This is a genomic window from Roseovarius gahaiensis (assembly GCF_011601345.1).
GTDB classification, from domain to species: domain Bacteria; phylum Pseudomonadota; class Alphaproteobacteria; order Rhodobacterales; family Rhodobacteraceae; genus Roseovarius; species Roseovarius gahaiensis.
Genome location: NZ_JAAORB010000001.1, coordinates 144,669 through 168,867, shown reverse-complemented (window position 1 = coordinate 168,867; position 24,199 = coordinate 144,669). Strand labels below are relative to the sequence as shown.

Here is a 24,199-nt window from a genome sequence, read left to right as displayed (position 1 = left end):
GTTGATCAACATCCTGCAACACTGTTTCGCAAAGTGACTTTGAAGTTTTAGTCTTGGCGCAATATGGCCGAGACGGGGGCCAGCGCCACAGTGCTGGCTCGGTCCTGCAAGCCCCAAAGCAACAGCGCGCTGATCGTATCGGGGCGCAAGCGCCCCACCATGATCACCCCGCCCTCCTCGCGGCTGGCCTTGAAGGCCGCCTGATCGAGAAACCGGCGGATCACCGTCGCATCCTGTCCGCTGGCATCGAAATCCCGAAATATCGTGGCCGACGGCACGCCGTCCTTGGCAATCAATTTCTGCGCGGTGTTCAGCCCCTGCGGATACATCACCAAACCATGACCGCTGGCCGACAGGATGCTGGCCAATTGCTCACTGGCGTCACGATTAGATTGCAAATCGGCGTCCGGGGCCTCGAACACGGCCACGGCATTGGGAACCGCCGCCATTTGCGCCTGCATGGCCACCTCGGTATCCGCCGGGCTGGCGCCGGGCGGCAAATAGGCCATGGCAAGGGTTTCAAACCCGGCCTCGCGATAGCGCCGGGCGGCCTCGGCTGCGCCGGGCCATCCGGGGTCAATCGCAAAGCTGATTGGGTAGGGAAACCCTGACAATGCCTCAAGCCCGACCGCGCTGTCGCCATCGTCAATCAAGACGATGGACATCAGGGGCTTGCCTTCAGGATTGTCAAACGCGGTGGCGAACCGTTCCAGCGGCGGCCGGGTGTCTTCGGCCTCGCCGCCATCCGCTGCGTCTGTCTCATCCGGCGGGGTGGCGGCGCGGGTCTCGGCGTTGGTCCCTGTCGTGTCAGGTGTGTCAGGTGTGTCAGGTGTGTCGGCCATTGACGGCAAGCGCCCGGTGGTCACCCCCTGCGCCATGTTGCCGATTGTGGCCTGACGCTCTGGTTCCTCTGTGGCGGTGTCGTCGGGCTGCGCGTCAACGGCCGTGTCAGCCTCGTTCTGCGCGGCTTGGTCGGGCGTGGGGTTGGGGATGGTCGCGATCTCATCCGAGGGGCGGTCCTGATCCGCACTGTCGGCTTGCGGCGCGCGGGCCTCGGGTTCGGCTTCGAGGTCAGAGCTTTGCGCATCCTCTGGCGTGGTCGACGCCTCAGGCGTGGACTGCGGCCCATCGAATGCGCCACCATCTTCCACGTCCGGGGCCGCGGGCTGTGCCGGTTCGGTCGAGATCGACAGGTTGTCGTCATCCGCTGGCGCGGTGGGCGCCATGGCTTGTGGGCTGGGCAATACCGGGCTGTCACTTTCCACTTGAACGCCTGACGCGTCATCGCCCACCTCGGGCGCAGACAGTCCATTTTCAGGCTGTGCCGTTTCGGGCTGGCCGGCCGGCGCGGTATCGGCGTCTTGCAAAGACGTCAGGTCATCCGGCTCGGGCGGGGCAACCTTGGGCGCGGAGGCCGAAGCAGACGTGCCTTGGTCCGAAGCGGGCAAATCAGCCTCGCGATCCTCGCGCGATTGATCAAACTCCGAGCTTGCCGGAACATCCAACGCCGCCGCCTCGGGCGAGGTGGTCACCGGTGGCGCGGTCAGCACCGACACGGTGCCAAGCACAGCCCCCGACAGCACAGTTCCGACAAGGAATCCCGAAAAAAGCCCGCGTGCCACTGCAATTGCCCCCTGTTATTACCTTTTCTCAGCTATGCGCCCCTTGACGGTACCGCGCAAGCCTGAACATGTATACCGCGACCGCACCGCCGGCCTCCACCCCCCTCTTGGCGCAAGGACGGGCAAAATGCTGCTTTTGATAGATAACTACGACAGTTTCACCTACAATCTGGTGCATTACGTCGGTGAATTGGGCGCAGACGTTGTTGTAAAACGCAACGACGCGCTGACCGTGCAAGACGCGATGGCCATGAACCCCGCCGGGATTCTGCTGTCACCGGGGCCGTGTGACCCTGATCAGGCCGGCATCTGCCTTGCGCTGACGCAGGCCGCCGCCGAAACGGGCACGCCACTTTTGGGCGTCTGCCTTGGCCATCAGACCATCGGGCAGGCCTTTGGCGGCAAGGTGGTGCGCCACTCGGACATCGTGCACGGCAAGATGGGGCAAGTGCATCACACCGGACAGGGTGTGTTCGCAGGCCTGCCCTCGCCGTTTCAGGCGACGCGCTATCATTCGCTGGTGGTCGAACGGGCCACCTGCCCCGAAGTGCTGGCCATCACCGCCGAGCTTGAGGATGGCACGATCATGGGCCTGAAACATCGCGAATTGCCAATCGAAGGCGTGCAGTTTCACCCCGAATCGATAGCCTCGGAACACGGCCATGCCCTGCTGAAAAATTTCCTTGATACGATGAAGGCCCCGGCATGAGCGACCGTTTGAAGCCATTGATCGGCGCCGCCGCAGAACGCCCCCTGAGCCGAGACGAGGCCGAGGCGGCATTTTCGTGTTTGTTCGAGGGCGAGGCCACACCGGCCCAGATGGGCGGCTTTCTGATGGCGCTGCGCACCCGTGGCGAAACGGTGGACGAATTCGCCGCCGCCGCCGCCGTGATGCGCGCAAAGTGCAACAAGGTGACGGCCCCCGCAGGCGCGATGGATATCGTCGGCACAGGCGGCGACGGCAAGGGCACGCTGAACATTTCCACCGCGACCGCCTTTGTGGTGGCGGGCGCGGGTGTGCCGGTGGCTAAACACGGCAACCGCAACCTCAGCTCAAAATCCGGCGCGGCGGATGCACTGACGCAGATGGGAATCAACGTGATGGTTGGCCCGGATGTGGTGGAACGCGCCATGCAACAGGCCGGGATCGGCTTTATGATGGCCCCGATGCATCACCCTGCGATGGCGCATGTCGGCCCGGTCCGCGCCGAGCTGGGAACACGCACCATTTTCAACATTCTGGGCCCGCTGACCAATCCCGCAGGTGTCAAACGGCAATTGACCGGCGCTTTTGCGCGCGACCTGATCCGCCCGATGGCCGAAACGCTGGGGCAGCTTGGATCCGAGCGCGCATGGCTGGTGCATGGCAGCGACGGCACCGACGAGATGACGATCACCGGTATCACATGGGTGGCGCAACTGGGCGAAAACGGCGATGTGACCGACACCGAGATGCACCCCGAAGAGTTCGGCCTGCCCGTGCATCCGTTCGAGGCGATCATCGGCGGCACCCCCGAAGACAACGCCAACGCCTTTCGCGCGCTGCTGGAGGGGGCCGCGGGGGCCTATCGCGACGCGGTTTTGCTGAACGCAGCGGCCGCATTGGTGGTCGCAGGCCACGCAGCCGACGTGAAAGACGGCGTCGCGCAGGCCATTGAAAGCATTGACAGCGGCGCAGCCCACGCCAAAGTTAGAACCCTTGCCAAGATCACATCGGAGGCCGCATGAGCACCCCTACCATTCTGGAAAAGATCAAGGCCTACAAACTGGACGAAATCGCCGCCGCCAAGGCCGAACTCCCGCTGGACGAGGTTGAGGCCGCCGCACGCGACGCGGGCGAGGTCCGCCCCTTTGCCGACACGTTGTTGCAAGCCAGCAAGCTGGGCTACGGCCTGATCGCCGAGATCAAGAAGGCCAGCCCCTCCAAGGGGCTGATCCGCGAAGATTTTGATCCTGCCACATTGGCGACGGCCTATGCAAATGGCGGCGCGGCCTGTCTGTCGGTTCTGACCGACACGCCCAGTTTTCAGGGCGCGCCTGACTATCTGCAACAGGCCCGTGCCGCCTGTGACCTGCCGGTGCTGCGCAAGGATTTCATGTATGACCCCTATCAGGTGGCCGAAGCGCGCGCATGGGGGTCCGATTGCATCCTGATCATCATGGCCTCGGTCGATGACACGCAAGCCGCCGAGCTTGAGGCGGCCGCGACGGATTGGGGCATGGATGCGCTGATCGAAGTGCATGACGAGGCCGAGCTTGAGCGGGCCGCGAAACTGTCTTCAAAGATGATCGGTATCAACAATCGCGACCTGAACACGTTTGAAACCTCTTTGGACACCACGCGCACCTTGTCGCGGCTGGTGCCCGCCGATCGCATGATCGTCTGCGAAAGCGGGCTGAGCACGCCCAAGGATCTGTCGGATATGGCAAGGTATGGCGCACGATGCTTTTTGATCGGGGAATCGCTGATGCGGGCGGATGATGTCGCCGCGGCCACCCAAACGCTGCTGGCCAACCCGCTGACCGCGGGGGGGATGTAAATGGCGGGCCTCACGCATTTTGACGGCAAGGGCGATGCGCATATGGTCGATGTCTCGGACAAGGCCGTGACCGCCCGTGTCGCCGTGGCCGCCGGGCATGTGACCATGGCGCAAGCCACCTTTGACATGATCAGCGACGGCACCGCCAAGAAAGGCGATGTGCTGTCGGTGGCGCGGCTGGCAGGCATCATGGGGGCCAAGAAAACGCCCGAGTTGATCCCGCTATGTCATCCCCTGCCCGTGACCAAAGTGGCGGTAGACCTGACGCTTGATCCCGAGTTGCCCGGTGTGCAGATCGAGGCGACGGTCAAGACCACGGGCCAGACCGGCGTTGAGATGGAGGCGCTGACCGCCGTCAGCACCGCAGCATTGACCGTCTATGACATGGTCAAGGCCGTCGACAAGGCGATGGAGATCGGTGGCATCCGCGTGTTGCTGAAAGATGGTGGCAAATCCGGGCGTTACGAGGCCACATGATCACCGTAGATGACGCGCTGAAACATCTGTTTTCGCTGGTTACCCCGCTGAACAGCGAAACCGTTCCCCTAAAGGATGCGGCGGGCCGTGTTCTGGCCGCCGATGCTGTCGCCCGGCGCGATCAGCCACCCTTTGCGGCCTCGGCCATGGATGGCTATGCGGTCAGCGGCCCTGCCGCCCACCCCGGCGCGCAGTTCGACGTGATCGGCGAGGCCGCCGCCGGCCACGGGTTTGCGGGCCATGTGCGGGCGGGCCAAGCCGTGCGCATTTTCACCGGCGCGCCCGTGCCCGAAGGCGCCGACAGGGTCGTCATCCAAGAAGATGTCACCCGCGACGGCGACCGGATCACCTTGGGGGACAATCTGGGTGACAACACACATATCCGCCCCGTCGGCGCGGACTTCAAAACCGGCGACCGGATCACCGCGCCCCGTGTTCTGAGGCCGGCGGATATTGCCCTTCTGGCCTCGATGAATATCGGGGCCGTGACTGTCAGCCGCAAACCGCAGGTCGCGCTGATCTCGACCGGGGATGAACTGGTGATGCCCGGCGAAGACCCCGGCCCGGACCAGATCATCGCCTCGAACACCTTCGGGTTGAAGGCGATGCTGGACGGGATTGGCGCGCAGGCCCGCATCCTGCCGATTGCGCGCGACACGCGCGCCTCGTTGGAAGCGGCGTTCGATCTGGCGCGCGACGCAGATCTGGTAATCACCATCGGCGGCGCGTCGGTGGGCGACCATGATCTGGTCGGCGATGTGACCGAAAGCCTTGGCGTGAAGCGGGCATTTTACAAGGTGCGCATGCGCCCTGGCAAACCGCTGATGGCGGGCCGGATGGGCGATGCGGTGATGATCGGCCTGCCCGGCAATCCGGTTTCGGCCATGGTGTGCGGGCATGTGTTTGTGATCCCGGTGATCCGCGCCATGCTGGGCCTTGGGGCGCAGCGCTCGTCGCGCCTAACGGCGCGCCTCGCACATGATTTACCAGCGGGCGGACCGCGCGAACATTACATGCGCGCGCAGGTGGACGGTGGCGCAATCACACCGGCCAGCCGCCAAGACAGTGCTTTGCTGAGCGTTCTGGCCGATGCCAACGCGCTGATGATCCGCCCCGCCGATGACGGGCCACGAAAAGCGGGCGAAATGATCGAGTATCTAGCGGTTTGAAAAGGGGGGCGCTGCCCCCGTCGCCGTAAACGGCGACTCCCCCGGAGTATTTTCAGAACAATGAAGGTTCGCGGTGCGGAGTTGACACAAAACGGGAACATGTGTAGAACAAAAAAAAATGCACAGTCCGGAGGTGTGCCGCATGTTGACCAAGAAACAGCTGGATCTGCTGGAATTCATCCATAACCGCGTCCAACGTGATGGCGTGCCCCCCAGTTTTGACGAAATGAAAGAAGCGCTTGATTTGCGGTCGAAATCTGGCATTCACCGCCTGATTACCGCGTTGGAAGAACGTGGATTCATTCGGCGGTTGGCGCATCGGGCCCGTGCGCTTGAAATTGTGAAGCTGCCCGAGTCACTGGGCGGAGAGGCGCGCCATGGCTTCACCCCGCACGTGATTGAGGGTGATCGTCCCGATGCGGCGCAACCGGCAAACGCGCAGCCGGTAGAGGCACTGGCTGCGATGGAACTGCCGGTTATGGGGCGGATTGCGGCCGGTGTTCCGATCGAGGCGATTGCCCATGTCAGCCATAAGGTGGCCGTGCCCGGCGCGATGATCTCGGGACAGGGCGAGCATTACGCGTTGGAAGTGAAGGGCGATTCGATGATCGAGGCTGGGATTAACGAAGGCGATGTCGTGGTGATCCGGGAAACCAGCACGGCAGACAATGGCGATATCGTTGTGGCACTGATCGAAGATCAGGAAGCGACGCTGAAAAAATTCTATCGCCGCGGCAATGCGATTGCACTCGAAGCCGCCAATCCGGCCTATGAAACCCGCGTTTTGCCTGAAGACCAAGTCAAGGTTCAGGGCCGTCTGGTGGGATTGATCCGCACCTATTGAGCGTTCCACATCCGCGCGCCGGTGACTTGGCGCGCGGTTTTTTGAATGATGCCATCGGGTGTTGCGTAGAGGGCGATCGCGCCCGTGTGCCGCAGGCGGGGCGGATCGAACACAGTGCACGGCACGGGATGCACGGCCGGGGTGTTAATCACAATCCAGTCGTAGCCCCGGCACGTCGTCAAACTCTGGGCGGCGGCTTTTCCACGCAGGGCCAAGACGCCAATGTCCCCGACAGATTGATCGCGCCAACGGGATGCGGCGCGTTCCTGAGAGGCGGCATCGCCATCGTTTTCCAGCCAGTTCAAAGCGACGAACCCCGCTCCCCGCGCGCGGTTCAAGGCGCGGCCTTCCGGCGTCATGACACCTATCAATGCGCCGGTATCGGCGATCAGGACATCGGGCCGCTTGGCCCCTGTCCAAAGAAACACCGCCAAAAGCATTGGCAGACAGCCGACAAGCCGAAAGCGGCCCTGCCATAGCACCAATATCAAAGCGCCAAACGCCATAACTGGCAGAACCATGGTATCAGGACTGACCACTGTACCGCGCGCGCCATCAAGGCCTGACACCCAGTGTGCCACGCCTAAAATCCAGTCTAGGCCCAGCCCCATGGCCCAAAGGGCCAAGGCTTCTAATCCAAACGGCAAAAGGCAGGCGGCCAGCACGGCGGCGGGCATGACCAAAACCCCCATCAACGGCACACTCGCCAAATTGGCCAGCAGGCCAAAATGCGCGAATTGGTTGAAATGCGCGGCAGCCACGGGCGCGGTGGCAAGCCCCGCGACTGTGGAGGAGATCACCACCGCCACCGCCCCACGCGCCAATCGCGGCCCAAGCGGAACCTGTGCATCGCGCAGCCATCCGAACACCGCAACCAGCGCCGTGGTGGCCGCGAACGACATCTGAAACCCCGGGCCCAACAACGCCTCGGGGCGCAAGATCAAAACGATCACCGCGGCCACTGCCACCGCCCTGAGCGACAAGACACGTCGATCTGTCATCACGGCCACCAAGGCCACGGCCACCATGACGAAGGCCCGTTCCGTCGCCACATTGCCCCCCGAGAGGCCCAGATAAACGGCCGCCACGGGCAAAGCCATCAGAGCCGACAATTTTTTGGCGGGCACCCGCAACCCAACCGCTGGCACCGCCGCAAAGGCCAACCGGAAGGCGGCAAAGACAAGCCCTGCCAGCAGCCCCATATGCAACCCCGAAATAGCCAGCAGATGCGCGAGGTTGGACACCCGCAGCGCGCGCAATGTGTCTTGGCCAATGCCAGAACGGTCGCCTGTCATGATCGCTGCGGCAAAGCCACCCGTTTCACCGGGCAAAGCGGCTTGCACCCGTGCGGACAGGGCCATGCGGGCCTTGAACATCCACTGCCCGGCCCCGGGCGGGGCGACTGTCAGAACAGGTGTGCGCGTGTAGCCAACAGCGCCCAAGCGCAAAAACCACGCGTGGCGCTGAAAATCAAAGCCCCCCGGTTCGACCGGGCCGCCGGGGGGCGACAGATGCGCGGTCATCATCACCCGCAGACCGGGGCGCGGCGTGATAAAGCCCTGTTGACCATGCAGCGAAACCCGCACGCGCGCCGGGGTTTTGGACGGGGCGACATCATCCAGGCGGACGTGATCCAACGTCAGGCGCATGGCATCCGAGCCCGAGCGATCAATGGCCACGATCCGGCCTTCGACCGGGCCGTAATACCGCCAGCCCAGAACCGGTTCGTCAAAGCTATGGGCGCGCACGCCCGCCAAACAGACACCGGCGGCCATAAGTGACAGCGCCAGCAGCAGCGGGCCGATCCCGGCGCGCAACCACCATGCCAAAGCGGTGGCAACAGCGCAGAAGGCGACCAGCCCGACATAGGCCCACACCGATGGCTCTGTCCTCAAGGCGAAATAAATCGCCACGCCAAGGCCCAGACAGACCGGCACCCAAGGAAACAAATACCCCCGCTGATCCAGCCAAGCGGACCACGCGTATTGCCAAAGCGCCACGTCTTGTCACCCCTCTGCCGCGCCGATAGACAGGCGGCAACGCTAGGCCCATTCCGGTTACCGAAAGGTTAATACCCCCCATGTCGCAGACAATCGTGACCCGTTTCGCCCCGTCTCCCACGGGATTCCTGCATATCGGCGGCGCGCGCACCGCGCTGTTCAACTGGCTTTATGCCCGTGGCCGGGGCGGCAAGTTCCTGTTGCGGATCGAAGACACCGACCGCGCCCGCTCGACCGAGGCGGCAACGCAGGCCATTCTTGACGGTATGGCATGGCTGGGGCTGGATCATGACGGTGAGGTGATCAGCCAGTACGCGCGCGGCGATCGGCACCGCGAGGTCGCGCTTGAGCTATTGGAAAAAGGCCAAGCCTACAAATGCTTTGCCACCCAAGACGACATTGAATCCTTCCGCGAGGCCGCACGCGCCGAAGGCCGTTCGACCCTGTATCAAAGCCCGTGGCGCGACGCCGATCCGGCCAGCCATCCCGATGCGCCCTACGTGGTTCGCATCAAGGCGCCGCGCGATGGTGCCACCGTCATTCACGATCAGGTTCAGGGCGATGTGACCATCCGCAACGATCAACTGGACGATATGGTGTTGCTGCGCTCGGATGACACCCCGGTCTACATGTTGGCCGTGGCGGTGGACGATCATGATATGGGCGTGACCCATGTGATCCGGGGCGATGACCACCTCAACAACGCGGCGCGGCAAATGCTGATTTATACCGCAATGGGCTGGCCCCTGCCCGTCTACGCGCATATCCCGCTGATCCACGGCCCCGACGGCAAAAAGCTGAGCAAACGCCACGGCGCGCTTGGCGTCGATGAATATCAGAAAATGGGCTACCCGGCGGCGGGCATGCGCAATTATCTGGCGCGCTTGGGTTGGAGCCACGGGGACGACGAATTCTTTACCGACGCGCAGGCGCAAGACTGGTTCGATCTGAACGGTGTCGGCAAATCCCCGGCGCGGTTCGATTTTAAGAAGCTCGACAACCTGTGCGGGCAGCATATCGCGGCCAGCGACGATGCTGCGCTGCTGCATGAATTGCAGGGCTTTCTGGCCGCCACCGACCAGCCCAAGCTGCAACCGGAAAAATCCGCGCTGATGGAAAAGGCCATGTATTGCCTCAAAGAGCGCGCCAAAACATTCCCGGAACTTCTTGATAAAGCACAGTTTATTTTGGCCGACCGCCCGATTATACCGGATGAGAAAGCTGCCGGACAGCTCGACAGTGTATCCCGTAGTATACTGACACAATTGACGCCGCACCTGCAAACTGTTACTTGGTCCCGCGATGAATTAGAGGCGGTTGCAATGCAATTCGCCGAATCCGTGGATATGAAATTCGGCAAGCTGGCAGGCCCTTTGCGGGCCGCATTGGCAGGCCGCAGCGCGACACCGAGCGTTTTTGACATGATGCTCGTGCTTGGCCGGGATGAAACCATTGCCCGGCTTTCTGATGCCGCCTCCGAGAGTGGTTAATCCCCTCGAAAGGCTGAATGTAATAGGCAGCCCATGACGCGCGCAGGACGCGCGGGCTTGTAAGGGAGGACCCCCAATGGCTGAAAGCACCAAGAATGCGACCCTGTCGATTGACGGCACAGACTATGAATTGCCGATCTTTTCGCCCACGGCCGGCCCCGATGTGATCGACATCCGCAAGCTGTATGCCCAAGCGGGCGTGTTCACTTATGATCCGGGCTTTACCTCGACGGCAAGCTGCGACAGCACGATCACCTTCATTGATGGCGACAAGGGCGAATTGCTGCACAGGGGCTATCCGATTGATCAACTTGCTGAAAAATCGCATTTCCTCGAAGTGTGCTACCTGTTGCTTTACGGCGAACTGCCCTCGCCCGCGCAGTTGGAAGATTTCGAATCGCGCGTTACCAACCACACCATGATCCACGAACAGATGATGTATCTGTTCCGCGGCTACCGCCGCGATGCGCACCCGATGGCGATCATGGTGGGTGTTGTCGGCGCATTGTCAGCCTTTTATCATGACAGCACCGACATTGCCGACCCGTGGCAGCGCGAGGTGGCGTCGATCCGGATGATCGCCAAGATGCCGACGATTGCCGCGATGGCGTTCAAATACACACTGGGTCAGCCCTTTGTGTATCCACGCAATGATCTGGACTACGCGTCGAACTTCCTGCGCATGTGTTTTGCCGTCCCGGCCGAGGATTACGAAGTCAACCCGATCCTGTCGCGCGCGATGGACCGCATTTTTACCCTGCATGCCGACCACGAACAAAACGCATCGACATCGACCGTGCGTCTGGCGTCCAGCTCGGGGGCCAACCCGTTTGCCTGCATCGCGGCGGGCATCGCATGCCTGTGGGGGCCGGCCCATGGTGGCGCCAATCAGGCCACGCTGGAAATGCTGCGCGAAATCGGCACGCCAGATCGTATCCCCGAATTCATCGCGCGCGCCAAGGACAAAGACGACCCGTTCCGCCTGATGGGCTTTGGTCACCGCGTCTACAAAAACTTCGACCCGCGCGCCAAGGTGATGAAGCAATCCGCCGACGAGGTGCTGGATCTTTTGGGTGTCGAAGACAACCCAACCCTGCAGGTCGCCAAAGAGCTTGAAGCCGCGGCGCTGGCCGATCCTTATTTCACCGACAAAAAACTGTTCCCGAATGTCGATTTCTACTCGGGGATCATTCTTGAAGCGATGGGTTTCCCAACCTCGATGTTCACCCCCATCTTTGCGCTGTCGCGCACCGTGGGCTGGATTTCGCAGTGGAAGGAAATGATCAGCGACCCGCAGTTGAAAATTGGCCGTCCGCGCCAATTGTACAGGGGCGATACCCTGCGCGATTACGTGGATATCGAAAACCGCTAATTCGCAACCAATCCCAAAGACAAAGGCCGGGCCGCATCATGCGCCCGGCCTTTTTTTCCGTATTTTCTCAAATTTTATTGAAGATTTCACCGCTCCGGCCAAGCGCTATTCACCCGACCTTTACCACCGTCCTGCTAGGCGTGGTCGGTCACGGATCACACTCAAGGGGCGTTTCTCATGGCCTTTCTTGCACTTTTTCTAGTGGTCGGCGCATCGCTTGCGGGCATGGTCGGGCTGTCAGCGGCGGAAATTGACAGCCCTGATGCAGCGCTTGACGATGACAACATTGAACAAGGCAATGACAACGCCGACACGTTATCGGGCGATAGTGGCAATGAGCTGTTGATCGGTTGGAATGGCGGCGATGCGCTATCGGGGAACGACGGCCATGATTGGCTCTTGGGCCTGAATGGCGATGATCACCTTTCGGGCGGGGATGGGGCGGACGTTCTGATCGGCGGCGCGGGGCAGGACACGCTTATTGGCGGCGCTGGCGGCGACTTCATAGAGTCAGCCAATATTGTAGATGAAGCCGCGCTGCTCGCCTCGATCAAAGGGGCGGACAATCCGGGCGATCTGGACTTTGGCTATGCCCTGCCCGGCACCTCCGATGACGGCGACATTGCCGATCTTGGGCCCGGCGACGACACGATTGTGGCGGGCAGCGATGACAGCGTGACCGGCGGCAGCGGGGCCGATGAATTTGTCTTGGGCGACTGGATCGAAGGCGGCCGACCGGTTGTGATCGAAGATTTTGACATCGCAGAGGATTTGATCTCTTTCATGCATGCCGATGATCAGCCCACCCCGGACATGACCCTTCAGGTGGACGCGCAAACCGGCCTCACCAGCATCAAGGCCGATGGTCAGACCGTGGCGGTTGTGCGCAATGCCAGCCCGGATTTTTCGCTGCGCAACGTGGCCGTGGGCCGCTATGCCGCCTGAAGTGCACTGGGGAACTGTCGCGCCGGTATGATATCCCCCCCAAAGGCGGCGCATCCCTACGGCTCAAAAGCTTTGATACCACGCGACGGCAGGGTCTTTGCCGCGGCTCATATATGCCTGCGCCGCGACCAATTGACCGCGTGCCGGCCCTTGCTGCGCCGGGCTTAGCGCCCCTCGTACCGGGCTGGGCGTTTCTCCAAAAAAGCCACCACGCCTTCCTTGAAATCGCGGGTCTGGCCACAGGCCCCCTGCAATTTCGCCTCCAGATCCAACTGCGCGTCGTAGTCATTGCTCCAGCTTTGGCGGATCGCCTGTTTCAATTGGCGATAAGCCACCGTCGGCCCCTTGGCCAGATGCGCCGCGCGGGCCAGCCAATGCGCCTCGAACGCATCGTCGGGCACCGCTTCCCAGATCATGCCCCAATCGCTGGCTTGCCGGGCGCTGACCGGCTCGGCGAACAGAGCCGCGCCCATGGCCTTGGCCGCCCCCATCTGACGCGGCAACCAATAGGTTCCGCCCGCGTCGGGTATCAGCCCAATGCGCGTAAAGGCTTGAAGAAAATAGGCACTTTCCGATGCGATCACCACATCGGCGGCCAATGCCAAATTGGCCCCCGCCCCGGCAGCCGGGCCATTGACCGCGCTGATCGTCGGAATGGGACACTCGGCAATGGCGCGCAACATCGGCTCGTATTCATCCCGTAGCACACGTTCAAGATCCAGGTTGGCGGCATTGCCGTTATCGCTCAGATCCTGCCCCGAGCAAAAACATGTGCCGTTGCCCGTCATTACCAGCACGCGAGCTGTCTTGGCCGCGGCGCTGATGGCATCGGTGATTTCGGCACGCATCTGGGTGTTCAGCGCGTTCATTTTGTCGGTACGGTTGAGCCGTAAAACGGCAACATCCTCTGCGATGTCCAGCGTAATCGTCTGATAGTCTTTCACCGGGCCGTCCCCTCTGCGCTTTGTTGTAAAATGTCAGGCAGAATAAACCCGATTTGCCCGCACAGGGAAAGCGCAACGGCGCGTCAGTCTTTCATGATCTCGCGCAAACGCTCGGCCTCGTCTTCGTCCAGCGGATCAATCTGGTCATCCTCGGCCCGTCCACGGCGGCGCAGATAGGCCCAGCCAATACCTGCCCCGATCAACAGCATCCCGGGCCCTGCCAGCCACAGCACAAGGTTCGACCCTGTGACGCGCGGGTTCAACAATACATACTCGCCATACCGGTCCACGATAAATTGGACGACCTCATCGTTACTGTCGCCCGCGATCAGCCGCTCACGCACCAAAAGGCGCAAATCACGCGCCAAATCTGCGTTGGACTCGTCAATGCTTTCGTTGCGGCACACCAAACAGCGCAGACCCGCCGAAATATCGCGCGCGCGCTCTTCCAGCTTGGGATCGTCCAGAACTTCATCTGGTTCCAAGGCTAAAAGCGGCGAGGCCATCAAGCACAAGGCAAGGCTAAGGGCCAGGTGTTTCATTCTGCCGGCACCCCCGACGCGCGCGGCGCCGCTTTACGCGCACCCGCCGCGACACGATAGCGCCGGTCGCTCAGGCTGAAGGCACCACCAATTGCCATCAGGATAGAGCCCCCCCAAATCCAGTTGGCCAGCGGTTTGTAATAGGTCCGAACGGCCCAACCGCCATTATCCTGAGGATCGCCGATCACAACGTAGATATCACGCCAAAACCCGATATCCAGCGCCGCCTCGGTGGTGGGCATCCGGGCCACGGGGTAGTTACGTTTTTCCGGCTGCAATGTCGAAATCTCGCGCCCGTCGCGCGACAGAACCATGTCAGCCTGCACCGCAGTGTAGTTCGGCCCCTGAATCCGCCGAACATCGTCCAGCTTGACGGTATAGCCCGACAGGTCAAGGCTTTCGCCCATCTGCAATACGCGAATATCCTCGGTCTCCCAGGCAAGGATGCCGGCAACACCGGCAAAGGTCACGCCAAGACCGGCATGGGCTATGGATTTACCCCAATCGGCGCGCGGAAGGCGGGCCAGCCGGCCCAAACGGTTTTTACCGCGCCCGGTCCGCCCCCAAAGATCAACCGCCGCACCAGACACCAGCCACGCGCCCAGAAACAGACCGACAGGGCCAAGCGCACTGCGCCCGGTCTGCATGGCAAAGGTCAACGCCCCAACGGCCACCGCCAACGCGAAGGCCCCGCGCAACTGTCGAATGATTCGACCAATATTGGCACGTTTCCATGGCAGCATCGCACCGACCGGAAGGATAAGGCCCAACACCACCATGAACGGCGTGAAGGCCATGTTAAAGAAAGGTGCCCCAACCGACAGTTTGCGATCAAACGCCATTTCGCTGACCAACGGCCACATGGTGCCCACGAACACCACCAAGGCCGACACCGCCAGCAGAACATTATTGGCCACCAACATGGATTCCCGACTGGCCAGCGAGAAAACGCCCTTGGCCTGCAACACGTTGGCCCGCGCCGCAAACAATGCCAGCGCGCCGATCATGAACACTGCCAAAATCAGCAACAGGAACACCCCACGCTCGGGGTCGGTGGCGAAGGCATGCACCGAGGTAATCACCCCCGAGCGCGTGATGAATGCGCCCACCATCGAAAAACCAAAGGCGATGATCGCCAACAGCACGGTCCAGCTTTTCAAGCTTTCGCGTTTTTCCACCACGATGGCCGAATGCAACAGCGCAACGGCAATCAGCCACGGCATGAAACTGGCGTTTTCAACGGGATCCCAAAACCAGAAACCGCCCCAGCCCAGCTCGTAATAGGCCCACCAGCTACCAAGGCCGATCCCAACGGTCAGGAAAATCCACGCCGCCAACGTGTAAGGCCGCACCCAGCGGCCCCACGCCGCATCCACGCGCCCTTCGATCAAGGCCGCCACGGCGAACGAAAATGTCATCGACAGCCCGACATAGCCCAAGTAAAGGAACGGCGGATGAAAGGCCAAACCGGGGTCTTGCAGCAGCGGGTTGAGGTCTTGCCCATCAAAGGGCGGGACCGACATGCGCAAAAACGGGTTGGAGGTGAAAAGGATAAAGGCGAAAAACGCCACGCCGATCATCGCCTGAACCGACAAGACGCGCGCCTTCAGCGTCGGTGGTAGGTTCCCGCCGAACCATGCGGCAAAGGCGCCGAACAATGTCACAATCAGCACCCACAGCAGCATTGAGCCTTCGTGATTCCCCCAAACGCCCGTGATTTTGTAGAGCAGCGGCTTGTCGGTGTGACTGTTGATCGTCACCAACTGAACCGAGAAGTCCGAGAAGACAAAGGCGTAGGTCAACGCGGCGAAAGACGCCGCCGTCAGAAGAAATTGAACATTCGCCGCAGGTTCGGCCACGGCCATCCAGCCGGGCCAGCGTTTATATGCGCCAACAAGCGGCACAACCGCCTGAACACAAGCGACGAAAAAGGCGAGGACGAGGGCGAAGTGGCCAAATTCTGTAATCATGCCCCCAATATAGACAATTCACATCTGTGCAGCCAATCGGATTCGTACGCGCAAGGTGATCACATTGTCGCGGGCTGCCCGTTTCAACGCGCGCGCGCTGCATCCCGCGCCTGCCATGCGGCCAGGGCGGGGTTTTCCGCCGGTCGGATCACTGTCAGCGCCGCGCGGGCATCTGGCCCCGGATCGGCCACGCCGGGGCTGTCGGGGCGCAACTGCTCCAACCGCTGCAAATTGTCAGCCACCTGCGGTGTGCGCGCCAGCGTGCGCGCCACCGATTGTTGAAACTGCTGCCCTTTCAACTGATGCCGCGCCCCGAAATAAAAGCTGACGATTGCCCCCAACAGCCACCACAGCGGTTCGGGCACAAGGGCGATTCCTTGCATCCGCGCAGCAAACCACACCGGATCAATCATCGCGGCGGCGAACAATCCCAAAGTTCCAAGCGCCATGGCCGGACGCGGCACACGGTTCACCCCGTCCATGATACGGTCAAACAGTCCGCGCGAAGGCTGGCTGAACTCGGCCCCGAACTGATCGACGACCCCGGCCCGCTGCGCGGCGTCACGTGCGGCACCGCTCTCGGCGTTTTCTCGAAACACTTCGACCGTGTCACGCACCATGTTTCGCCCGTCACCAAAAACCAGCGTCACCAGACGTTCCATCAACCCCATGCCGCAACCCTTTCCCGAAATGCCTTGTTGCTCAGATGATATCGCGGCGCGATGAATTCTTCGGCGCGCTTGATCCAGCCACCTTTGCCGCCACTGCGCGTTCGGGCAAACTTGCGGCTGGCGGGGCGGCGATCGGCCAAGGCAAGGTAATAATTGCGGCGCGCGATCCCGTAGGCATCGGCAATATGGTCCGGGGCTGCATCCACTGCGGCCCGCGCGGCGGCCATGGTCTGCGGCCCAATCACACCATCCACCGCCACCACCTGCCCCATATCGCGTAGTAAGCGCTGTAAAATCTTCACTGCATTGGCCCCAGCATTGACATACATGTCAAAAACACTGGCTTGCAGCGTCTCGGGCAGCGCATCAATCTGCGGTCGATGATAATAATGCTCGATGAAGATCGCCTGCGCATCGGCCCGTGTCAGACGCTGGACATCACCCACATCAACATCGCCATCCCGGTCCAGACCCAACCCAAGACGGCGCATGGTGTGGATCGTGACCCCGTATTTCGTGGCCCCGCCCGGATCATCCGGGTCGTTCACAAAGCCCCCCTCGCGGGCGACGATCTGTTTGGCGATGTCAGAAACGGTTTGCATGGCAGGATCCCTCTTGCGGCCCATGGCAGCAAGACTGATCCCGAAATGTTAATGGTTGGCTTGACCAGCGGTCGCAAGTCCGACCAGCGACCTCAGCTTCCGCTGTTGTGGCCGTTATACTGCGCTTCCGGCTCTTGATAGACGCCTTGCTCTTTCAACGCATCCACCACTTCCTTGGGCATGTAATCTTCGTCATGCTTGGCCAAAATCTCGGTGGCGCGGAACACCTTGCCGTCATAGGTGCCCATGCCAACCATGCCCTGATTTTCCTCGAACAAATCTGGCAAAACACCTTTGTAAGTCACCGGCACCGCGGCACCGCCATCGGTCACATTAAAGCGGATTTCTTCCCCCTGACCGCGCACAAGGCTGCCCCCTTCGACCAGCCCGCCGATCCGGAACACTTCGGTCGCGCCGGGCGGTTTTGCGATCACTTCAGAGGGCGAGCGGAAAAAGTTGATGCCGTCCTTGAACGCCCACCCAATCAGCGAAACCGATACAAGCAGCGCAACAACAGCAATAAGGACCACATGTACTCTGCGTCTCTTTTTCAACGATTTCATGGCCTTGCTCCGATCAGGTCACGGGAATACCGGGGCCATCAAAAGACCTTCGGTTTCTTGAATATTTAACATTAAATTGGCGTTCTGCAATGCCTGCCCGCTGCTACCTTTTGTCAGGTTATCCAACGCAGCGATGACAATAGCCTTACCGGGCTGACGGTCGGCCACCACCCCGATATGGCAGTAGTTGCTACCACGCACATGGCGGGTGCTGGGTGTTTCGCCCATCGGCAACAGTTCGATGAACGGCTCTTTGTCATATTGCGCGGCCAGTGCGGCATGAATGGCTTGCGCCTCACCTTTGACGTAGCCCGTGGCCAGAATGCCCCGGTTCGCGGGCACCAGATGCGGGGTAAACTGGATATGCACATCACGCCCGGCAATCGCACTGAATTCCTGATCGAACTCGCCCAGATGGCGATGCGGACCGCCGACTGCATAGGCATGATAGCCCTCGGACAGCTCGGCGTGCAGTAGGTTTTCCTTCAAAGACCGTCCCGCCCCCGAGACGCCGCATTTCAGATCAAGGATGATATCCTCAAGGTCAATCACCCCGGCGGCGATCAGCGGGCGCAACAGATATTGCCCCGTCGCGGCGTTACAGCCCGTCCCGGCCACCAACCTCGCCTCACGAATCTGATCGCGGTAGAACTCGGTCAGGCCATAGACCGCCTCTTTTTGCAATTCGACCGCCGCATGGGGGTTGCCATACCACGTCTCATAGGCGGCCGGGTCGCGCAGCCGGAAATCGGCGCTTAGGTCCACGATCTTCAGATAACGCGGCAAGGCGCTGATGACCTCTTGGCTGGTCTTGTGCGGCAAAGCGCAAAAGCACAGGTCGATCTCCGCAAAATCAATCTGGTCGATGGTCACCAGATCGGGCAGGTGCAGATGCCGCAAATGCGGGAACACCTGCGCCATGCGCTGTCCCGCCTTGGAGTTCGCCCCAAGCGCGGCAATCTCCATCTGCGGATGGGTGGCAATCAGCCGAACAAGTTCCGCCCCAGTATACCCGCTGGCCCCCAGAATCGCGATTTTATGAGTCATAGCAACGCCCCGATCTTTATCGGCATTTGCCTACATGCTGCACATCCGAAAGCCAAGGGCAGGCGCGATCCCCGCCAACACCGCGTCGCCAGCGTAGAAACCGCGGCACGCGACGATCAGGCGGCGGTAAAGCTTATCTCGCGGCGCAGGAACTGCGTGGCACGGCTGGACACGCGCTTGGGATCGCCCGTGGTCAGAAAACCCGGCCCTGTCCCGTCGCCTATCATGTTCGGATGGCGTGTCAGGTAATCGGCAAGGCTTTCGGCCACCAGATTGGCCTGACTATACACTTGCACATCTTCGCCAAGGGCGTCCTGAAACACGTCTTGCATTAAAGGATAATGGGTGCAGCCCAGAATGGCCGCCTCGGGCTTGGGCATTTTGCGCCGCAGCGCATCGACATGGGATCGCACCAGCGCCTCGGCTAGAATCATGTCGCCCTCTTCGATGGCGTCGACAACACCGCCGCAGGCCTGCGCCTCGACATCCACACCGATGGCGCGAAACGCCAGTTCGCGCTGAAACGCCCGACTGCTGACCGTGGCCGGCGTGGCAAACAATGCGACATGCTTGACCGCCACCTCGCGCGGGGGCGAGTTGTCGCCCCATTGCCGTTCGGTCAGCGCCTCGATCAAGGGCACGAAAACGCCCAACACCCGTTTGTCACGCGGCACCCACGATTCCTGCATCCGGCGCAAAGCGGCGGCGCTGGCGGTGTTGCAGGCCAAGATCACCAGATCACAGCCCGCATCCCACAACCGTTCAACGGCCTTGGTTGTAAGATCATAAACATCATCGGCGTCACGCACGCCGTACGGCGCGTGGGCATTATCCCCGTAATACACAAACGGCACGTCGGGCAGGCGTTTTTGCACCGCGTCCAGCACCGTCAGCCCGCCAAGCCCGCTGTCGAAAATTCCCACCGCCATGATGATCCGCGCCCCTGCGCCGCTATTCGTACTCGAAGCCGACTGCCATTGGATCAACCGGCCTTGGGGCAAGCTCATACGTCTTGTGTCGCAAAAACGCCATAAGGGATTTACTGTCACCGGCGTGTGCGCCAAGCGCATCACGACCGATAGGGTTGCCAACAACCACCCTCACCGACGTGTCGACACGCTTGCGGAACTCTTTGATCAAAAGCCCCATGCGCAACGTGTAATGCAGATGGCTGGCCACTTGAAACAGACGGCTGGTGTGCCCGTCGAAATACACCGGCACCACCGTGGCGTTAGATTTGGCTACCATCCGCGCGGTAAATCCGCGCCAGCCCGGATCCATCGGCTGCGCAAAGGGTTTCGCCGCCGTGCTGACCGTGCCGCCGGGAAAGATGCCGATGGCCCCGCCCTGCCCCAGATACTCCAGCGCGCGTTTGCGGGTGTCGAGGTTGAGTTTCACAGCCTCTTTGGTGTCGTCAAAACTGATCGGTAAAATAATCCGGCTGACATCTTCGGCCTTGCGAAACACATGATGCGCAAGAATGCGGAAATCCCCGCGTGTCTGGCTTAGGATGTGGCCCATCATCAGCCCATCCAGTATGCCATAGGGATGGTTGGCAATCAGGATCAACGGCCCGTCACGCGGGATGCTATCCAACGACCCGCCCACAACGTCCAGCGTCAGGCCATACCGCTCGACCATCACCTGCCAAAAGTCGCGCCCCTGCGCGATTTCCTGCTCGTAACCGCGCGCGCGCTTGATCAGGCCGATCCGGCCCGTCAGGTTTTCCATCGTGCGGATCATAGCCCGGCCACCCTTGGACCGGGCCGAGTGGGCATAGCTGATATCACGAGCGATTTGTCTGTCTTGACGCATGGTCAGTCCTGTCTGATTCGAGGCGCTAGGTGGCACTTCAAGACAGGGGTGACCAGATATCGTTACAGTTTCACGACATTTGCATGACGTTTATTCCGCCGCCTGCGCCATCGGGGCGCCACCTTGCCGGATCACGGTCAACAATTCCTCGCGCCGTTTGGCGGCCTTTGCCTCATTCGCCTGCTTGACCGGGCCAAACCCGCGGATCTGCAGGGGCAGCTCTGCCAAGGCGACAATCGCCTCGCGCGTGGCGTCATCGAGTTTTGGCAAAACCTCGGCCATGTCACGCTCGTATTGCGTGATCAGCGCGCGCTCCATCTTGCGCTCGGCGGTATATCCAAACGGGTCCAGCGGTGTGCCGCGCAGGCGTTTGAGCTTTGACATCAAGCGCAAGGGCCGCTCCAGCCATGGCCCAAACTCACGCTTCTGGGGCCGCCCGTCCGCGCCTGTCTTGGCCAGCAAAGGCGGCGCAAGGTGGAAGGTCATAGCGAAATCGCCATCAAACTCCGCACGGGCCTTGTCGCGGGTCGACAGCAGCAGCCGCGCAACCTCGTATTCGTCCTTGTAGGCCAATAGTTTGTGATAGCCCTTGGCAACCGCCTCTTTGACAGCCGGGTCCGTGATCGCATCCAGCATCTTGCGGTAACGTTTGGCCAGTCGCTTACCCTGATAAGCCACCAGATGATCGGCACGGAAGGCTATTTTTTCGTCAAGCGACTTTGGCTTTTGCACCACATTGGGGGCCAGCATATCGGCGGCCTCTTGGGGCCGTTCAGCGGCCCACCGGCCAACATCAAAGGCACGTAGATTACGCTCAACCGCGGCCCCGTTCAGCGTGATCGCCTCGCGAATGGCTTCCAGCGACAGCGGGACAAGCCCACGCTGCCACGCCGCGCCAAACACGATCATGTTCGAATATATCGAATCGCCAAGCGTGATTTTGGCCAACTCATGCGCGTCGAACATCTGCACCTTGTCTTGCAACCGCGCCTCAAGCGACAGCTTCAGCTGGTCGGTTGGCAGGCGAAACTCGGTGTTGCGGGTAAACTCGCCGGTGATGATCTCGTGGCTGTTGACCACCGCGCCTGTGCGGCCCGTGCGGGTCAGGCCCAACGTTTTAGCCCCGGCGCTGACCACCAGATCGCCGCCGATCAGGGCATCCGCCTCGCCCAAGGCCACGCGGATCGCGCTGATATCGGCGGGGCTGTTGGCAATCCGGCAATGGATATGCACCGCACCGCCCTTTTGGGCCAAGCCGGCCATTTCCATCATGCCCGCGCCCTTGCCGTCCAACTGCGCCGCCTGCGCCATGATGGCGCCGATGGTCACAACGCCTGTGCCGCCCACGCCGGTGATGACCACGTTATGGGTGCCGTCAATCTGAGGCACTTTCGGCAATGGCAGATCAGGCAGGTCGAACGCCTTGGCTGGTTCTTTACGAACTTGTGCCCCCTCCAGCGTCACAAAGGACGGGCAGAAGCCTTTCAGACAACTGAAATCCTTGTTGCAGGCCGATTGATCAATCGCGCGTTTGCGGCCCAGTTCGGTTTCTTCTGGCACCACCGCCACGCAGTTCGACTGCACCCCGCAATCGCCACAGCCCTCGCAGACATCGGTGTTGATGAACACCCGCTTGTCAGGATCGGGAAAGCTGCCCCGCTTGCGGCGTCGGCGCTTTTCGGCGGCGCAGGTCTGCACGTAAACAATTGCCGACACGCCTTTGATTTCACGCATTTTATCCTGAATTTTTGGCAGCTCTGCACGCTCATGCCACGCGATATCCGTCGGGAAATCCGCGCGCTCGGGCTCTTCCTTGGCGTCATAGACAACGGCAATCTCTTGCACGCCCGCCGCCTGCAGTTCGCGCACAATCCGATCCGGGGTCAGATCCCCCTCGTTGCCCTGCCCGCCGGTCATTGCGACCGCATCGTTATAGAGGATCTTGTAGGTGATATTGGTGCCCGCCGCCACGGCCGCCCGGATCGCCAAAAGGCCCGAATGGTTATAGGTGCCGTCGCCGATGTTCTGGAACACATGGTCGCGCGTCGAAAATGGCGCTTCGCCGATCCAGTTTGCGCCTTCACCGCCCATATGGGTGTAGCCGCTGGTCTCACGATCCATCCAAAGCGACATGATATGACAGCCGATGCCCGCATAGGCGCGGCTGCCCTCGGGCACCTTGGTTGAGGTATTATGCGGGCAGCCTGCGCAAAAGTAGGGCAAGCGCGCGGCAATCTCTTCGGCATTGTCGGATTTCTTATCCTGTTCAATGGCTTGAAGACCGGCCTTCACGCCATCTGTGCCGCGCCCTTCCTCGATCAGGATGGTGCCGATCTTTTCGGCAATCATCACCGGATCCAGCGCCATACGGGTCGGGAACAGCTCTTCGGAGTGCATACTGCCTGCACCGCCCTTGTACCAACCATAGACACGCCGCCCGCGCCGGTTGTCGAAAATCGCCTCTTTGATCTGCACCTCGATCAGCTTGCGCTTTTCTTCGACCACCACGATCAATTCCAGCCCCTCGGCCCAATCATGAAAGCCTTTCATATCCATCGGGAAAGTCTGGCCGATCTTGTAGGTGGTCAGCCCAAGGCGCAGCGCCTCCTCCTCGTCGATACCCAACAGGTCCAGCGCGTGAACCAGATCCAACCAGTTCTTGCCCGCCGCGACGAACCCAATTTTGGCCCCCGGCTTACCCCACACCCGCTTGTCCATTTTATTCGCGTTTGCAAAGGCTTCTGCGGCGAACCTCTTGTGGTCGATCATCCGCGCCTCTTGCGGAATCCAGTGGTCGTTCAGGCGGATATTCAGCCCGCCCTCGGGCATGTCGAACTCGGGCGTGACAAACTGCATCCGGTCGGGGCGGCCATCGACAACGCTGGTCACTTCTACCGTGTCTTTCATCGTCTTTAGCCCGGCCCAGACCCCGGCAAAGCGGCTCAGCGCAAAACCATAAAGCCCAAAGTCCAGAATTTCCTGCACCCCCGCAGGCGACAGAACCGGCATATAGGCATCCACCATCGCCCAATCGGATTGATGACACACGGTCGAGGATTCGCCGGTATGGTCATCACCCATGGCCATCAGCACGCCGCCATGCCGCGAGCTGCCCGCCATATTGGCATGCCGCATCACATCGCCTGAGCGGTCCACGCCGGGACCTTTGCCATACCACAGGCCAAACACACCGTCATAACGCCCCTCACCGCGCAACTCGGCCTGCTGCGTGCCCCACAGGGCCGTCGCCGCCAGATCTTCGTTGAGGCCCGGCTGAAACAGAACATCAGCCTGTTTGAGATGCTTTTCGGCACGCATCATCTGCATGTCGACCGCCCCCAAAGGTGAGCCGCGATAGCCCGTCACATAACCGGCAGTGGTCAGCCCCGCCGCCCTGTCACGTGCGGCCTGCATCAACATCAGCCGGACCAAGGCCTGCGTCCCGTTCAACAACACGGGCGATTTCTCCAGATCAAAACGATCACTCAGGGATACTGTCTGTTTGCTCATCGCGCGCCCCCTTTCGGTGCGTTGGATATGATCAAATATAGGGCATTATTAGGTCACAATCTATGACCTACCAAGT

General features: G+C 61.2%; 21 protein-coding genes. 9 read left to right on the top strand and 12 right to left on the bottom strand.

From position 1 onward, the window contains the following. Window positions 1–47: 47 nt before the first annotated feature. Window positions 48–1,622: a divergent polysaccharide deacetylase family protein gene (locus HAT86_RS00805; RefSeq protein WP_167192690.1), complete on the bottom strand. Its 1,575-nt coding sequence runs from the start codon at window positions 1,620–1,622 to the stop codon at window positions 48–50. 127 nt (window positions 1,623–1,749) lie between these two features. Here HAT86_RS00805 and HAT86_RS00800 point away from each other — a divergent pair, with 127 nt between their 5' ends. From HAT86_RS00800 to lexA, 6 genes are all read left to right on the top strand, one after another. Then, entirely contained in the window at window positions 1,750–2,331 is a 582-nt protein-coding gene (locus HAT86_RS00800; RefSeq protein ID WP_167192689.1) for an anthranilate synthase component II, read from the top strand. After that, complete coding sequence (gene trpD / locus HAT86_RS00795; protein ID WP_167192688.1) at window positions 2,328–3,350, top strand: anthranilate phosphoribosyltransferase; 1,023 nt, start codon at window positions 2,328–2,330, stop codon at window positions 3,348–3,350. Before HAT86_RS00800 ends, trpD begins: the two co-directional genes overlap by 4 nt. Continuing rightward, entirely contained in the window at window positions 3,347–4,162 is an 816-nt protein-coding gene (gene trpC / locus HAT86_RS00790; protein ID WP_167192687.1) for an indole-3-glycerol phosphate synthase TrpC, read from the top strand. The genes trpD and trpC overlap by 4 nt, the downstream gene beginning before the upstream one ends. Next, window positions 4,163–4,639 carry a cyclic pyranopterin monophosphate synthase MoaC gene (moaC, locus tag HAT86_RS00785; protein WP_167192686.1) on the top strand — a complete coding sequence of 159 codons (477 nt, stop codon included), beginning with the start codon at window positions 4,163–4,165 and terminating at the stop codon, window positions 4,637–4,639. Beyond that, on the top strand, window positions 4,636–5,808 hold the full coding sequence (locus tag HAT86_RS00780) for a molybdopterin molybdotransferase MoeA (RefSeq protein ID WP_167192685.1): 1,173 nt from the start codon (window positions 4,636–4,638) through the stop codon (window positions 5,806–5,808). The genes moaC and HAT86_RS00780 overlap by 4 nt, the downstream gene beginning before the upstream one ends. A gap of 142 nt (window positions 5,809–5,950) precedes the next feature. After that, window positions 5,951–6,652, top strand: coding sequence for a transcriptional repressor LexA (gene lexA / locus HAT86_RS00775; RefSeq protein ID WP_167192684.1), 702 nt, complete (start codon window positions 5,951–5,953; stop codon window positions 6,650–6,652). On the opposite strand, the gene HAT86_RS00770 is transcribed toward lexA, so the two are convergent. Beyond that, the gene (locus HAT86_RS00770; protein WP_167192683.1) at window positions 6,646–8,652 is read right to left on the bottom strand and encodes a ComEC/Rec2 family competence protein; all 2,007 of its coding nucleotides are present in this window, start codon (window positions 8,650–8,652) and stop codon (window positions 6,646–6,648) included. The genes lexA and HAT86_RS00770 overlap by 7 nt on opposite strands. Before the next feature lie 80 nt (window positions 8,653–8,732). On the opposite strand from HAT86_RS00770, the gene gltX reads away from it, so the two are divergent. The 3 genes from gltX to HAT86_RS00755 all read left to right on the top strand — a co-directional run bounded on the left by gltX (window position 8,733) and on the right by HAT86_RS00755 (window position 12,459). Further along, a complete protein-coding gene (gene gltX, locus HAT86_RS00765) occupies window positions 8,733–10,142 on the top strand; it encodes a glutamate--tRNA ligase (protein ID WP_167192682.1) in 1,410 nt (469 codons plus the stop codon). Between the two features lie 76 nt (window positions 10,143–10,218). After that, complete coding sequence (gltA, locus tag HAT86_RS00760) at window positions 10,219–11,514, top strand: citrate synthase (RefSeq protein WP_167192681.1); 1,296 nt, start codon at window positions 10,219–10,221, stop codon at window positions 11,512–11,514. A 177-nt stretch (window positions 11,515–11,691) separates the two neighbouring features. Further along, entirely contained in the window at window positions 11,692–12,459 is a 768-nt protein-coding gene (locus HAT86_RS00755; RefSeq protein ID WP_167192680.1) for a calcium-binding protein, read from the top strand. 164 nt (window positions 12,460–12,623) lie between these two features. On the opposite strand, the gene HAT86_RS00750 is transcribed toward HAT86_RS00755, so the two are convergent. From HAT86_RS00750 to HAT86_RS00705, 10 genes are all read right to left on the bottom strand, one after another. Further along, window positions 12,624–13,403 (bottom strand): enoyl-CoA hydratase-related protein, encoded by a 780-nt coding sequence (locus tag HAT86_RS00750; protein WP_167192679.1) that lies wholly within the window; start codon window positions 13,401–13,403, stop codon window positions 12,624–12,626. 83 nt (window positions 13,404–13,486) lie between these two features. Continuing rightward, entirely contained in the window at window positions 13,487–13,945 is a 459-nt protein-coding gene (locus tag HAT86_RS00745) for a cytochrome c-type biogenesis protein (protein WP_167192678.1), read from the bottom strand. Further along, window positions 13,942–15,915: a heme lyase CcmF/NrfE family subunit gene (locus tag HAT86_RS00740; protein ID WP_167192677.1), complete on the bottom strand. Its 1,974-nt coding sequence runs from the start codon at window positions 15,913–15,915 to the stop codon at window positions 13,942–13,944. Before HAT86_RS00740 ends, HAT86_RS00745 begins: the two co-directional genes overlap by 4 nt. A gap of 83 nt (window positions 15,916–15,998) precedes the next feature. Then, window positions 15,999–16,586 carry a holin family protein gene (locus HAT86_RS00735; protein WP_167192676.1) on the bottom strand — a complete coding sequence of 196 codons (588 nt, stop codon included), beginning with the start codon at window positions 16,584–16,586 and terminating at the stop codon, window positions 15,999–16,001. Then, on the bottom strand, window positions 16,577–17,188 hold the full coding sequence (locus tag HAT86_RS00730; protein ID WP_167192675.1) for a holin-associated N-acetylmuramidase: 612 nt from the start codon (window positions 17,186–17,188) through the stop codon (window positions 16,577–16,579). The genes HAT86_RS00735 and HAT86_RS00730 overlap by 10 nt, the downstream gene beginning before the upstream one ends. 92 nt (window positions 17,189–17,280) lie before the next feature. Then, window positions 17,281–17,751, bottom strand: a complete 471-nt coding sequence (ccmE, locus tag HAT86_RS00725; RefSeq protein WP_167192674.1) for a cytochrome c maturation protein CcmE — start codon at window positions 17,749–17,751, stop codon at window positions 17,281–17,283. Window positions 17,752–17,769: 18 nt separating this feature from the next. Beyond that, the gene (argC, locus tag HAT86_RS00720) at window positions 17,770–18,798 is read right to left on the bottom strand and encodes an N-acetyl-gamma-glutamyl-phosphate reductase (protein ID WP_167192673.1); all 1,029 of its coding nucleotides are present in this window, start codon (window positions 18,796–18,798) and stop codon (window positions 17,770–17,772) included. A gap of 116 nt (window positions 18,799–18,914) precedes the next feature. Continuing rightward, the gene (gene murI / locus HAT86_RS00715; protein ID WP_167192778.1) at window positions 18,915–19,727 is read right to left on the bottom strand and encodes a glutamate racemase; all 813 of its coding nucleotides are present in this window, start codon (window positions 19,725–19,727) and stop codon (window positions 18,915–18,917) included. A 22-nt stretch (window positions 19,728–19,749) separates the two neighbouring features. Beyond that, window positions 19,750–20,613: a lysophospholipid acyltransferase family protein gene (locus HAT86_RS00710; protein WP_167192672.1), complete on the bottom strand. Its 864-nt coding sequence runs from the start codon at window positions 20,611–20,613 to the stop codon at window positions 19,750–19,752. Window positions 20,614–20,703: 90 nt separating this feature from the next. Next, a complete protein-coding gene (locus HAT86_RS00705; protein ID WP_167192671.1) occupies window positions 20,704–24,123 on the bottom strand; it encodes an indolepyruvate ferredoxin oxidoreductase family protein in 3,420 nt (1,139 codons plus the stop codon). Window positions 24,124–24,199 lie beyond the last annotated feature (76 nt).